Source organism: Chitinophaga sancti (genome assembly GCF_034424315.1).
Taxonomy (GTDB): Bacteria; Bacteroidota; Bacteroidia; order Chitinophagales; family Chitinophagaceae; genus Chitinophaga; species Chitinophaga sancti.
Genome location: NZ_CP139972.1, coordinates 7,847,370 through 7,860,269, shown reverse-complemented (window position 1 = coordinate 7,860,269; position 12,900 = coordinate 7,847,370). Strand labels below are relative to the sequence as shown.

The window sequence follows — 12,900 nt, the reverse complement described above, 5'->3', positions numbered from 1 at the left end:
ATGCTTTTTAATGATCATTTCCTTCTGCTGCCATTCTCGCTTTTATACCAGAACCTCTGTCAACAAATTTTGCAGCAGCCTGAAGGATGGTTGTTTCGCTGCCCTGAACGTACACTTTTTTGCGGGCACGGCTGACGGCGGTATATAATAATTCCCTTGTGAGGATGGGTGTTTCATTTGCCGGGAGGATGACTAATACGGCCGTAAATTCGGATCCCTGGCTTTTGTGTATGGTCATGGCAAAGGCAGTTTCCGCCTGTGTCAGATAACCGGTAAAAACGCTTTTCAGTTCTCCGTTTGCATCTTCGAACCATGCTACTAAAGCACCATTTTCATCTTTTCGGATAATGCCTGTATCACCATTAAAGAGCCCGTGTTCGTAATAATTGCTGGAGAGCATAATAGGCCTGTTTTCATAAAAGCTGCCGGTTATATGCAATAGTTTTCTGTCCTGCAAATACTTTTCGATGCGGCGGTTTATGGATGATAACCCGGTTGCCCCATCGCGGATTGCAACGAGTACCCTTAGTTCATTCAGTTTTTTGAGTGCCGTGCGGATATCCTTTTCCTGGATGAAAGCAGCATATCCTGCTATGAATTGCTCAAATATTTTGTCAGAGTATTGCTGGTCAATCACCACTTCCTCACCGGCACCCGGGGAAAGGAATGACTGTATCACTGGCACATTATTTTGAATGAGTGCCCTGCTGAACCGGCCAATTCCCGCATCACCGGTGAAACGGCGGCTGTGACGAAGTTCGACTACGTGTTCAAACAAAGCATGTTTGCTTTGCACGGGTGAAGCGATGCGCTCAATCTTGCTTCCGTCTGGCAGTAAATTATTGATGAAAGCTGTTCGCTCAGGCGAAAATACATTTAACTGTTCCTGCGCCTGGCATAGATCTCCAAAAAGGCTACCTGCTTCAACTGAGGCCAACTGGTTTTTGTCACCCAGCATAATGAGACGGGAAGTAGGTCTGATGGCAGATAAAAGCTTAGAAAATAAGGCTAAGTCGATCATTGAACATTCATCCACGATGACGACATCAAAGTTGAGGGGGTTGTTTTCATTATGTTTGAAATAAGGGGAGTCATTCATCGGTTTTAGCAAGCGGTGAATGGTAGACGGATTTAATGCCTGGAATAGTTTGGCAGTTTCCGGGTTGGTTTGTCCGGCAGCATTGCGAAGGCTTTCAGCCATGCGGGCGGCTGCTTTCCCGGTTGGTGCAGCCAGGGCTACTGTCAACCTGGGGTCGATTGTATATAGAATTGACAGGATCTTTGCCACGGTGGTGGTTTTCCCGGTTCCCGGGCCGCCAGTGATAATGGTAAAATTGTTCAGTACACCGCTGATAGCTGCGGCTAATTGCCAGTCAACCTTATCAGTGCTGCTTTCGGGTATAGCGCCGCCGGGAAATAATTCGTTTACCTGTGCCTGGTGTTCGAGCAGTGCTTGGGAACGATCAGGCAATAACTCTTTTTCTGCTTCCAGGAAGGCATTGATATAGCGTATGAAATTGGTTTCATACCTGAAGTATCGTTGAAAATACAGGCGGTCGTTATAAAGCACAAAAGGTTTGTTAACGACGTCACCGGAACCTACCAGGTGGCAATCTTTCAGCGAGGCGGTATTGAGTGGAGCTGTGTAAGAAACAGGTAAATCGTTTTGATTTGCATCAATTTTACGAAGGTCTAAGCAGATATGTCCTTCTCCCAGTTTTTTCGATAAAAGGTAAATGAAGGGCTTTAAACCCGGTATATCGAAGAAATCCGCAAATTGCTGATGAACATCGTTAATTGTAACAATATTTTTCATATTACGATCTCACTATGACCTGTTAATGTAATTCCTGGTCTGTCTCATGGGAGGCAGTAACTTGCGAAGTTATTTAAAGAATATGATTTATTAGGAAGTTTGTTGGGGCTATGGGGTATTGAATGATGAACTTTATTTATCTATTTCAGTCTCCTGGAGCTTCTTAGACATTCTTTAAAGAGATAAAAAAGAGGTTGGCTCATAAATAAAAATAACGGCAGAGAATTGCTTAAACGGGTACCCGACCCCATCAGGGATACGAATGGAAACAATCATGAAAGAGGGAATTCACCAACGGGAATGAAAACCTTTTTCAGAAAAGAGGCTGTATCGGACTTATGATACAGCCTCTATCATACTTTATCTGACAACAGGAACCGGTACTTGTTTCAACTGCCGTTGTTCCAAATAAGGTTTCCTGTGAGTTTCCAAGAATTGCGCTTTTGCATCCCTGCAGGAATTAACACCTCCAATAAATTTTAAGGTCCTGATATAATACCAGGCAAAATCAATCTGCCCCCTCAGGAATCCTGATCTTGCGCTGGCTGGATAAAGGTGATGATTATTATGCCATTCACCAGCCACAATACCAGGCCACCACTGATTTATAGATTTATCTTTATGGTTGAAATCAAAGCCCGATACATGTTTCGTTTCACCTTTCGCATGTCCTTCATAATTAAATGTCCTCACGCCCAATCCCCATATAAAAGTACCTGCCAGTGTAGCCAGCACTAAATAAAAACCTCCAATAAAATAGAAAGCTGTTAACCAGAATGCCAGATTACAATAAGAGGCCAATACTGTATTTAAAGGATGTGCAATAGACCCCCATTTCTGATATGCCTCATAACTATTAGCTTTAACACCCGTATGACTCAACATCGCTGCTGCCTTTTCATAATCTTCTTTACTGAGGTCCTTAGCAATAGGCTGATGATTAGCATCTGCCAGAAAGCAATATAAAAAGCCGCCCTCCGCATTGTAAGGATCTCCCGGCTCGTCGGACAAAGCATGGTGCACATGATGAGATACGATGTACAATTCTTCCGGTATTAATTTAAATACAAGATTCGCAGTAAAAAAACGCCAGAATTTATTACTGAAAGTATACGCCTGGTGTGTTCCATAACGATGATACCAGATTGTTCCATGCGTACCCATGAAAATCATTCCATACACAAAAGCAATTAACAGGTACCAGGCATTAAAATCATTTATTTCTTTCCAGATAAAAAGGGAAAAGAATGGCAAAAGACTTAAGGTACTAAACCATGAAAAAAAAGGCAACCAATTTTTTCTGGAGGCAATCACATTGATCCTGCTAAAAAATTCGGTGAATAACTGTTTGATTGTAGGTTTTACCAGCGCTCCATCGCTTGTCTTCCATCCGTAACTGGGTGGCGCTAATACATTCGAAATAAAGGACATAATGCTAAAATAGTTTGTAAAGTGAAAACAGTTTGCAGGTGTTATTACCAGATTTTAAAACAAATAAGAGAAGAGCTGAAAAATGAATACCTGGTCATTAACCTGGCAGGTAAAATAAATACATTGGCAAGTGCTCAAAACGAATATGTCAGGCTAAATATATTAATAATATAACACTTTACATATTATAATTTAAATAATAATATTTTATTTACAAAAGCCATATATATTTTAATTATTACTTACTTAGATAAAAAAGTAAATACTTGTCCTCATTTAAAGAAATAAAACCTGTAAACCGGCGGAAGACAATATTCACAAACCACACGACGATCACCAGCAGGACAATAATAAGTGCCACCAGGCCCAGTCTTTTAAGGAGGTTTACAAAACTATGTACTTCTCTTTCTTTTGAAATAGTCTGCTTTATTATGTTTAAGTATTCACCGGTCAATGCAGCATTACTCTTACCAAACCACATCCCGCCAAGGTTTCCAACACTTATAATAACATCTGTACTATTATAAATAATATCGTAGTAACCTTCATTTTCAACAAGGACAAGTGAGTCCTGTCAACAAAAGGAGATGGAGAATTTTGGAACATATATCATACCAGACATATGGCATAGTATGTATGTAACTTATGTTTGAAGTTTTTCATAATACTGTAAAGAACTTTTAAAACCATAGCCGGGTAATAATTATTTAGTAGCTTACTGGTAATCAAATATCCACGTATGGGCCTACTCCACACATTGTACGACGAAGTCATCGGCTTTATGGGGCTCAATGCCCTGCTTGAGATGTACCGCACAGGGAATTACCAGGCCCTGCTGACACTAAACGGTATATTAGGCGCTGTCTCACCGGTACTTCCCTTTTTATTATTGATCGAAATTACGCGCGCTATCGTTTACAAAAGGTTTAAGATAGAAGACTATCGGATGCCTTTTATCATCTTTGTTATCAATCGCGTCATCGGCCGTTTCCTTTCTATTGCGGCTATTGCATTTTGTATTGGTGTATTTGAAAAGTATGCCATCTTTAAAACGACTTTCACCTGGTATTGGCTCATCTATGGCTACATCGTTTGGGAGTTCGGGCATTTCCTGTATCATTACTGGGGGCATAGAGTACGCTTATTCTGGTGTTTGCATGCAACACATCATATGCCGCAAACGATGAATCTTTCTGTCAGCTATGCGCATTTTTTTCTGGAAGGTGCATATGCAGATATTATCCGTACTACGGTATGTATCCTGTTGGGGGTGAATCCTCCATTGCTGTTTTTTATCATGTTCATTGATGGTTTCTGGGGTGGCTTTATTCATGTCGGAGAAAATGTCCTTAAAAATGGCCGCCTGGGATTCCTGAACAAATGGATACTGACACCGTCTCATCATCGGGTGCATCATGCAAAGAATCCATTGTATATGGATACTAATTTTTGTAACCTGCTGAATATATGGGATAGGGTGTTTGGCACCTTTCAGTATGAGGAAGCTAAGGAACCCATTCAATATGGGGTGACGCGGAATGTGAACAACCGTAATTTCTTTGATGTTTATTTTGGTGAATTCTATTACCTGGCACTGGATGTATGGAAGGCACCGGGTATCCTGAATAAGATCCGGTATATATTTATGCCTCCGGGATGGAGTCATACAGGGGATCATAAGACGGCAGTCGTAGTAAAACGCGCATATTTTGAATCTTTAAAACAGGAGACGGCACTTGAATCGTTAAATAAGTAAACTACAACACCCACGCTATATGAAAGTTAATACTTCACGCAGGCAATTTATACGGAATACATCTTTATCGCTTGGCGGCCTTTGGCTGGCGAATGGTTTGATGGCAAGGGATAAGGGGCCAGTGTATGGACATAATCATGTTCAGTATACGCTGGATACTGCCTGGAGCAAGTGTAATCCACAGCAATATCCGGTGAATGATTGTCATGAAATGGTGCAGGACAAGAAAGGGCGGATCTTTTTGCTGACGAATGAGACGAAGAACAATGTGCTTATTTATGATACGAAGGGGCAGTTACTGGATTCCTGGGGGCATGCATTCCCAGGGGCACATGGCTTGACGATTCATGATGAAAATGGTACTGAATTTCTGTATATCACGGATACGGTAAAGCACCAGGTATATAAGACGACATTGAGTGGAGAAATACTGCTTACAATTGATGCCCCGGGGGATTTATATGCACAGGCGGAGAAGTTTGTGCCTACGGAAACGACGATAGGTCCGAATGGGGATATTTTTATAGCGGATGGGTATGGAGAGCAGTATATATTGCATTATGATAGTAAGGGGCATTTGCTGAATTATTTTGGAGGGAGAGGTATTGGAGACGAACATTTGGACAATGCGCACGGTATATTACTGGATCCGCGGAGTAAGGATGGGTCTTTGTTGGTAACGGATCGGACGAGGAACTGTTTTAAGCGGTTTACTACGGAGGGTAAATTGTTGGATATTATTCATTTACCGGGAGCTTGTGTGTGCAGGCCGGTGGTGCAGGGTGATTTGTTGTATGCGGCGGTGTTGAGGTCTCCGGATATGAATAAGGAAGGGAGTGGGTTTGTGACGATCTTGGATAAGGATAATAAGGTGGTGAGTAATATTGGCGGGAATGAGCCAGTGTATAAGGATGGGGTGTTACAGGCGATGTATCAGACGGAGAGGATATTTTTTCATCCGCATGATGTATGCGTGGATAGGGATCATAATTTGTATGTGGCACAGTGGGCATCGGGGAAGGTGTATCCTTATAAATTGAAGAGGGTTTAGTGGGATTTCTATAAAAAAATTTGGTAGATATAAAAAAAGGGCGGACATTCGCGGTCCTGAAACACAAAATCAGTTGCCCAGATGGCGAAATTGGTAGACGCACTGTGTTCAGGTCGCAGCGCTCGCAAGGGTGTGCTGGTTCGAATCCAGTTCTGGGCACCAATTAGTCCTGTAAGTCATTGATTTACAGGATTTTTTATTTCCTGCTTGTCAATTTTTTGTCATTCTTCCCGCTTTCTACCACATTTTTTGACAAGCAAACGACAAACAGAATGACAAGCACTTTCTCATGCGCGTTACATGCAAGCTCTATGCAAAATGAGCCCTAAAAATGGCTCTCAAAAAGCGCAAAAACAGCATTACCGACACGCGATTTGACAAGCAAAATGACAAGCACCCCTGACAGTCACTTTCAGGGCGAAATGACAGACTGCACCCCCCGCCAACTGGATTTAACAAAGTTGACGCTGGCAGAAGAATCATCAGTTGTTAAAATAACTTCTTTCGCGTTTTCCTTCGATTTCTATTCCTTCCGCTAATGTAAATCCTGTACCATTGTAGGGCAAAACTTATATTTTAGCTTTCCATGGATCCATCACACGTACTTGCCAAATATGACCTGAAACCAGAGGTAGACTATGCCTGGTTTGATGCTGAAATGTTTGATGAGGGTGAAAGTTATTTAGAGCTATTTAACTGGCTGGTTGCTATTACCAAAGGAAAACTCAATCCGCAAAACCTCACATGCAGGTAAGGATATACTGTACAGGGGCTCCATGGCTACTTTATTGCAGATATTCAATTCGACATAGGAAACATAAAGGAAACAATTAAAGTAATTGGTGGGTGGTTTGATGCAGACTTAGTTTTTGGATTAAATACCATTGCTGACAGATTGGGGCTAGACGAAAAATTTTATGGAGTAAACACAAATGACCAATCTCTGATTATTGTTTTTATTAATCAATCGCAAAAAAAGCAATTGGTAAAAGAAGATATGATAGACACTTTGGAAGATTACACATGGGAACCGAAAGATTCCAATAATTCAATAATTATCGATTGCAGATGGACGTATCCATAGATTTGAAAAGGGCTGAAGTGTTGTCAACCGGAAAACCAGTTTTAAAACTAAAATCGCCGCGGCTTGTACGAGAAAGTCACCAGGCACAGGTTTTAAAATTTGAACATCTGTAGGCATTGTCTGTTTTTTCAACCGACCCGGAAATTTGGAATGTAAAGGCAGCGAATGATATAAAAAATAATACGTACAGAAATAATAATAACCTCTTCTTCATAATGGCGGGAATACAGTAAAGTACAGCAATTCGAAGGAATGCATCCGTATCGCTGTTCTAATCTAATGTAAGGAAGAGCAATCAAGTTGATTTGACATTTTGAAACATTTGCTCGACATAAGCAGTCCATATTGATTACCGTGTACATCAAGGGTAGAGATACTATCGGAACTGTAACCAGCCATGGAATAAGCATCGAGGCTATCTCCTATGGTAAAGGAGAAGCGTTGTTGTATAGCCTGCCTGAAACCCGAATGACAAAGTGCACAACCATCCAGCCTTTGTTGTCTTGTTAGTTGCTTTATGATAATTATATTTTTTGGGTTCTTCTCTTCGGGATGTTCTTTATGGAAAGCCACATGATCTGCCGCAGGTCCATGACATCTTTCACAATCAATACCAAATATTATCTGTGTTTTATCATACACCGGTTCATTGTTTTCATCTTCTTCTACCTTCGCATAAGTTCCATGGCATTCCAAACACTCTGCAGGAATTATTCTGTCGAATTTTATGAAACTGGTTGAATAACCCGGACTATTACACCAGGTGCTTAAAGGCGAGTAATAAGAAACCGGTAGTTGAAACAATTTGTTATCATTCCAATACAAATAGGTTTGACCTTTTCTACCTGATCCAATGACAATATCAAAAGATTGACTTTCATATTCAACCCCATTGATATAAGCTGTTTGATAATACTTATTTTTTTTTCTTCTCCAGCCTGACTTCCATCCATTGATTGTAAACGAATTTGTTTTTCCCGGGAGAAAAATTTCCTTTAATAAATTCTTTAGCCGCCGGTCTCAAATCCAAATAGTGAGCAGTTTTAGTATGGCTTTCATAAATGTCTTTGTGACAATCGCCACAAGATGTAGAGCCGGCAAATTTACTCCTGTCAATATCCTGAATACTTGTTTGGCTAGTTTGATTAAATGAAGTGAACATCACGTTGCCCAAATATATCATCGCTAATATCGCAAGCATTATGTAATTGCTCGTTTTTATTTTTCTCAACCATTTCATCATCGTGTCGCTAGTTTTGTCTGTCCGACTGATATATTTAGTATCAACTTCTTAATTCTTTTATTTTTGCTTTAATGTATTCCTCCTTATTCTTCTTTACCTCTTTGATTTCGGCTTTTTTGCCCTTGTCAATATCGTAATACTTTTCAGACCATATCCCAATTTCAATCAGTAAGGGCAGCAAGTCAATTCCTTTATGTGTGAGTTTATACAAAACCTTTGCTTTGCTGTCGGGGTGACTAAGTTTTTCAATCACTCCATTTTCTTCCAATGCCAACAAACGGGAAGCTAAAATATTGGTCGCAATGCCTTCTGGTGACTTTAAAAAGTCGCCATACGTACATTGTTTGGCATTCATTAAATCCCTTATAATCAACAGTGACCACTTGTCTCCCCATACATCCAGGGAGCAACTTACAGGACAATCCGACCTCTTATTATTCTTAGACATAAAAAAATTAAAAATATCTTTAATAAACACTTGCATTTTGCAAGTAAGTTATATATTTGCACTTGCAATGTGCAAGCAAAATTATAAATTATTAAAGTAAAATCAGTAAAAATGAAAAAAAATATTTTAGTAACAGGTGCATCATCAGGCTTTGGTTTGTTAATCGCAAACAAGCTACACGAAAATGGTTACAACGTAATTGGTACAAGCCGAAACCCTGATAGGTATGTTGGAAAGTTGCCCCTTAAAATGGTTGCTCTAGACCTGGATTCAGAGGAGTCAATTAATACCTTTTCAGAAAGACTATTCAAAGAAATTTCTCAATTAGATATTTTAATTAATAATGCTGGCTTTTTAGTATCAGGTATTGCAGAAGAAACTCCTATTGAATTAGGTAGGCAACAATTTGAAACCAACTTTTGGGGTACTATTAAAGTTACCAATGCTATTCTTCCGCATTTTAGAAAACAGAAATTTGGTAAAATAATAACTGTAGGTTCAATCGTAGGGTTGGTAGCATTTCCCAATGCGTCTTATTATTCTGCATCTAAACATGCTCTTGAAGGCTATTTTAAAACACTACGTTATGAGCTTAATGAGTTTAATGTTAGTGTAGCTATGATTGAGCCATCTGCTTTTAAAACAAGTATTTTGGATAATTCATCTTCACCTATTCATAAAATTAAAGATTATAATACATTAAGAGGCAAAATTGAAAAGTTTACCACTGATACTTTAGTAAAAAACGCCGAAGACCCAATAATAGTTGCAGAAAAGGTACTTAAAGTAGTGCAAACTGATAAGCCCAAATTCAGAAATATCGTCGGTAAAGGCACTTCTGTGCTAATTAATTTACAGCATTTTGCAAATGGGACTTTAGAAAAAAATGTTCTTAAGCAATTAAATAAAAACTAAAAATGAAAAATATATTTCTTCTAACAATTTTAATGATAGCAAAAATGACAAATACAAATGCTCAAAATAGTAACGCATCAAATACGGACTATTCTTATGCAACAGTTCCGACAAAGTTTGTACAAGCAAACGGAATTAAGTTTGCTTATCGTTCTTATGGTAAAACAGGAGATATTCCTGTAATTTATTTCAATCACTTAGCGGCAAACCTTGATAATTGCGACCCAAGAATTATGGATGCCATTGCAGCAAACCGTCAAATTATTTCTTTTGACTACCGTGGGGTTGGAGCTACTACAGGCAAGCAAGGAGCAAGTATTGCTGATATGGCTAAAGATGGAATCGCTTTTATACATGCTTTGGGTTACAAGCAAGTAGATATTGTTGCATTCTCAATGGGTGGATTTATTACTCAAGAAATACTTTTAGTAGAGCCGCAATTGGTTCGTAAGGCGATACTTGCAGGCACAGGTCCAAGAGGTGGTGCAGGCATACCCGATGTTGTAGGCACAACTTACAGCGATATTTTCAAATCATTACTTACATTCAGAGACGCCAAATTTTATTTATTTTTTATACAAAATAAAGTAGGTAAAGATGCTGCCCGGAATTTTCTAAAACGATTAAAAGAGAGAAAAGAAAACCGTGATAAAAAAGTAAATTTGTATGTTTTGAAGAAACAATTGCATGCCATAAAAAAATGGGGCAATGAAAACCCTATGGATTTAAGTGCATTCGATCTTCCCGTATTTATTGCCAATGGTGATGCTGACAGAATGGTGCCTTCGCCATTATCAAATGACATGGCAAAGCGTTTTCCAAATGCTCAAATAAAAATTTATCCTAACTCCGGACATGGTGGCATTTTTCAATATCACAAAGAGTTTATACCACAGGCAATTGAATTTTTAAATAAGTAAAACAGATTACAAAAAAATCATAAATCAAATGAAAGCATTCCTAGTAAAAAAATACGGCAAAAAAGAAAAATTACATTTAACAAATGTAGCCGAACCAACAATAAAAGAAAACGAAGTCTTAGTGCAAATCCATAGTGCAGGTGTAAACCTCTTGGATTCCATAATGCAATGGGGAGATTTCAAACTTTTTCTACCATATAAAACACCTTTTGTAAATGGGCATGATATGGCTGGTGTCATTACAAAAGTAGGTGCAAGCGTTACCAAATATAAAGTAGGCGATGAAGTGTATTCAAGAGTAGGTGATTATAGAATTGGAACATTTGCAGAACAAATTGCTGTTCAAGAAAATGATTTGGCATTAAAACCAAAAAATATTTCTATGGATGAAGCAGGTTCAATCCCTTTAGTTGCTTTAACTGCGTGGCAGGCATTGGTAGAAATTGCAAGAATTAAAAAGGGACAAAAAGTTTTTATTCAGGCTGGCTCAGGTGGTGTAGGTACAATTGCCATACAATTAGCCAAACACTTAGGTGCTTATGTAGCTACTACTACAAGTACAAAAAATATTGATTTAGTTAAAAGCTTAGGTGCTGATTTGGTGATTGACTACAAAACACAAGAATTTGTTACCATACTAAAAGACTACGACCTGGTAATACATAGTAATCGTGACAAGAAAGTATTTGAACAGGCATTAAGTGTGCTAAAAAAAGGTGGTAGTCTTATTACTTTAGTTGGTCCTCCAACACCTGAGTTTGCAGTCGAAATTGGATTACGGTGGCATCTAAAATTAATTACAAAATTAATAAGCTCAAGTGCAAAGAAAAAAGCTGCAAAGCTTGGAGTAAAGTTTGTATTTCTCTATATGAGAGCAGATGGCAATCAATTAGGTGAAATAACTAAGCTGATAGAAGACGGTGTTATTAAACCTGTAATTGATAAAGTTTTTCCTTTTGAACAAACTAATGAAGCATTATCGTATGTGGAGTCGGGAAGAGCCAAAGGGAAAGTGGTAATTAAAATAAAATAATTTAAACAATTAAAAAACAATAGTTAGGTAGTTTTAAGCGGCCAAATTTCCTATATCCAGGCACTTTTGATATAGCTTTTTTATTTTATTACAATTCAAGTCCAGTGGCAAGTTTGAGAAAATTCGGTCAGTTAAAAATCTGTTGTACCATGCCATTTTAATATTTCTCATAGAAAAGGCACCTCTCTGTTGATCTGGTAGTTTCATCCAAAATAACACTTTGGCCAGACCCACAGTAGCAAATGCCATATTGAAATGGAAGTGTAACTTTTTCTCACTTCCTGCCTGGCATTCCTCTAAGCCCCCATGTTGCTTTGCATCACGGATAAGAAATTCAATCTGGAAGCGCAGTTGATAATAGTTGAGTATCAACTCTGGTTTTAGTTCGATATCCGTACAAAGAAGTATTTCATATTTACCAGTGACCTTTTCTTCTATGTATACAATTCTAACCTTGCATTTAAGAATAGCAGACCAAACTACACTACTATAATAAACAGCGTCATTATCTACAGCAAATTCCCTGATTTTTCGCTTATCAATACTGCCACAACTAACTTTATCTCCATGTATCCTGGGACGTCCTGGTCCTGTAGACCTTGGCCCATTGTATACATAAATCAGATTGGCATCGGATCTCATTTTTGTTACAATATGCAATCCTTCCTTCAATATTGGCAAAATAAACTCTTGTTTCATGAAATATGAATCGACTGCTAAGTAATCGACCATACTTTTTAAGGCCAGCACTTCTGATTTTATAACATCCACATAGTGATCAACCCTACTCATTCCCTTCTCATCAAGTGTAGTCTTATCAGGGGTTTGAACTACTTTTAATGGAAAAGCAGTTCTGGCATCGACATCTATTATTGCCAGACATCCTATCTCAAGACCTTTAACAGCTTTTTGATCTTTACCACTCCAAAATTTACCCAGACCAGGAGTATGCTTTCCAGACTTCGGCAAATAGGTTGGGTCATAAGCAGCAATGAGATGCTTACCACAGTTATCCTTAATCAAAGAACTATTAAAGCATCCGAAATCAAATTCCTTTTCCATTTGCAATCGGATGCTTTTCTCACAATAAGTACCAAAACGGCTAAGATTGGAGATGGTATATCGAACAGGCAAACATAGCCAGACCTCAAATAGCGAAATCATAAATTTGTATTGAGGTTTGGTTATTAGGGGCAATTCATT

At 38.7% G+C, this 12,900-nt stretch carries 13 protein-coding genes and 1 tRNA gene; 7 read left to right on the top strand and 7 right to left on the bottom strand.

What is annotated here, in order from left to right; all coding sequences use genetic code 11:
• Nucleotides 1–7: 7 nt before the first annotated feature.
• From recD to U0033_RS31045, 3 genes are all read right to left on the bottom strand, one after another.
• Entirely contained in the window at nt 8–1,816 is a 1,809-nt protein-coding gene (gene recD / locus U0033_RS31055; protein ID WP_245801812.1) for an exodeoxyribonuclease V subunit alpha, read from the bottom strand.
• Between the two features lie 360 nt (nt 1,817–2,176).
• On the bottom strand, nt 2,177–3,247 hold the full coding sequence (locus tag U0033_RS31050; RefSeq protein WP_072363299.1) for a fatty acid desaturase family protein: 1,071 nt from the start codon (nt 3,245–3,247) through the stop codon (nt 2,177–2,179).
• Between the two features lie 238 nt (nt 3,248–3,485).
• Entirely contained in the window at nt 3,486–3,728 is a 243-nt protein-coding gene (locus tag U0033_RS31045) for a hypothetical protein (RefSeq protein WP_072363300.1), read from the bottom strand.
• 258 nt (nt 3,729–3,986) lie between these two features.
• Between U0033_RS31045 and U0033_RS31040 the strand changes: the two genes are divergently transcribed.
• The 4 genes from U0033_RS31040 to U0033_RS31025 all read left to right on the top strand — a co-directional run bounded on the left by U0033_RS31040 (nt 3,987) and on the right by U0033_RS31025 (nt 6,808).
• Nucleotides 3,987–5,003, top strand: coding sequence for a sterol desaturase family protein (locus U0033_RS31040; RefSeq protein ID WP_072363301.1), 1,017 nt, complete (start codon nt 3,987–3,989; stop codon nt 5,001–5,003).
• A 19-nt stretch (nt 5,004–5,022) separates the two neighbouring features.
• Nucleotides 5,023–6,054 (top strand): NHL repeat-containing protein, encoded by a 1,032-nt coding sequence (locus U0033_RS31035; RefSeq protein ID WP_072363302.1) that lies wholly within the window; start codon nt 5,023–5,025, stop codon nt 6,052–6,054.
• A gap of 75 nt (nt 6,055–6,129) precedes the next feature.
• Nucleotides 6,130–6,216, top strand: a tRNA-Leu gene (locus tag U0033_RS31030).
• 424 nt (nt 6,217–6,640) lie between these two features.
• The gene (locus U0033_RS31025) at nt 6,641–6,808 is read left to right on the top strand and encodes a hypothetical protein (protein WP_177318657.1); all 168 of its coding nucleotides are present in this window, start codon (nt 6,641–6,643) and stop codon (nt 6,806–6,808) included.
• A 606-nt stretch (nt 6,809–7,414) separates the two neighbouring features.
• On the opposite strand, the gene U0033_RS31020 is transcribed toward U0033_RS31025, so the two are convergent.
• The 3 genes from U0033_RS31020 to U0033_RS31010 all read right to left on the bottom strand — a co-directional run bounded on the left by U0033_RS31020 (nt 7,415) and on the right by U0033_RS31010 (nt 8,829).
• Nucleotides 7,415–7,834, bottom strand: coding sequence for a hypothetical protein (locus tag U0033_RS31020; protein ID WP_177318658.1), 420 nt, complete (start codon nt 7,832–7,834; stop codon nt 7,415–7,417).
• Between the two features lie 220 nt (nt 7,835–8,054).
• Entirely contained in the window at nt 8,055–8,339 is a 285-nt protein-coding gene (locus U0033_RS31015; protein WP_072363305.1) for a hypothetical protein, read from the bottom strand.
• Nucleotides 8,340–8,421: 82 nt separating this feature from the next.
• Nucleotides 8,422–8,829, bottom strand: a complete 408-nt coding sequence (locus U0033_RS31010) for a winged helix-turn-helix transcriptional regulator (protein WP_072363312.1) — start codon at nt 8,827–8,829, stop codon at nt 8,422–8,424.
• Nucleotides 8,830–8,940: 111 nt separating this feature from the next.
• On the opposite strand from U0033_RS31010, the gene U0033_RS31005 reads away from it, so the two are divergent.
• The 3 genes from U0033_RS31005 to U0033_RS30995 are packed head-to-tail and all read left to right on the top strand — an operon-like array spanning nt 8,941 to nt 11,697.
• Nucleotides 8,941–9,744 (top strand): SDR family oxidoreductase, encoded by an 804-nt coding sequence (locus U0033_RS31005; RefSeq protein ID WP_072363306.1) that lies wholly within the window; start codon nt 8,941–8,943, stop codon nt 9,742–9,744.
• Nucleotides 9,745–9,746: 2 nt separating this feature from the next.
• Nucleotides 9,747–10,664 carry an alpha/beta fold hydrolase gene (locus U0033_RS31000; protein ID WP_218164060.1) on the top strand — a complete coding sequence of 306 codons (918 nt, stop codon included), beginning with the start codon at nt 9,747–9,749 and terminating at the stop codon, nt 10,662–10,664.
• A gap of 28 nt (nt 10,665–10,692) precedes the next feature.
• The gene (locus U0033_RS30995; RefSeq protein ID WP_072363307.1) at nt 10,693–11,697 is read left to right on the top strand and encodes an NADP-dependent oxidoreductase; all 1,005 of its coding nucleotides are present in this window, start codon (nt 10,693–10,695) and stop codon (nt 11,695–11,697) included.
• A 33-nt stretch (nt 11,698–11,730) separates the two neighbouring features.
• Here the strand turns inward: U0033_RS30995 and U0033_RS30990 are convergent, their stop codons facing one another.
• Entirely contained in the window at nt 11,731–12,759 is a 1,029-nt protein-coding gene (locus U0033_RS30990) for a transposase (RefSeq protein ID WP_072363308.1), read from the bottom strand.
• Between the last annotated feature and the right edge of the window lie 141 nt (nt 12,760–12,900).

Coding starts and splice junctions, on each gene's coding strand:
- recD (WP_245801812.1), bottom strand. CDS start 1,816: ATGAAAAATATTGTTACAATTAACGATGTTCATCAGCAATTTGCGGAT.
- U0033_RS31050 (WP_072363299.1), bottom strand. CDS start 3,247: ATGTCCTTTATTTCGAATGTATTAGCGCCACCCAGTTACGGATGGAAG.
- U0033_RS31045 (WP_072363300.1), bottom strand. CDS start 3,728: ATGTGGTTTGGTAAGAGTAATGCTGCATTGACCGGTGAATACTTAAAC.
- U0033_RS31040 (WP_072363301.1), top strand. CDS start 3,987: ATGGGCCTACTCCACACATTGTACGACGAAGTCATCGGCTTTATGGGG.
- U0033_RS31035 (WP_072363302.1), top strand. CDS start 5,023: ATGAAAGTTAATACTTCACGCAGGCAATTTATACGGAATACATCTTTA.
- U0033_RS31025 (WP_177318657.1), top strand. CDS start 6,641: ATGGATCCATCACACGTACTTGCCAAATATGACCTGAAACCAGAGGTA.
- U0033_RS31015 (WP_072363305.1), bottom strand. CDS start 8,339: ATGCTTGCGATATTAGCGATGATATATTTGGGCAACGTGATGTTCACT.
- U0033_RS31010 (WP_072363312.1), bottom strand. CDS start 8,829: ATGTCTAAGAATAATAAGAGGTCGGATTGTCCTGTAAGTTGCTCCCTG.
- U0033_RS31005 (WP_072363306.1), top strand. CDS start 8,941: ATGAAAAAAAATATTTTAGTAACAGGTGCATCATCAGGCTTTGGTTTG.
- U0033_RS31000 (WP_218164060.1), top strand. CDS start 9,747: ATGAAAAATATATTTCTTCTAACAATTTTAATGATAGCAAAAATGACA.
- U0033_RS30995 (WP_072363307.1), top strand. CDS start 10,693: ATGAAAGCATTCCTAGTAAAAAAATACGGCAAAAAAGAAAAATTACAT.
- U0033_RS30990 (WP_072363308.1), bottom strand. CDS start 12,759: ATGGAAAAGGAATTTGATTTCGGATGCTTTAATAGTTCTTTGATTAAG.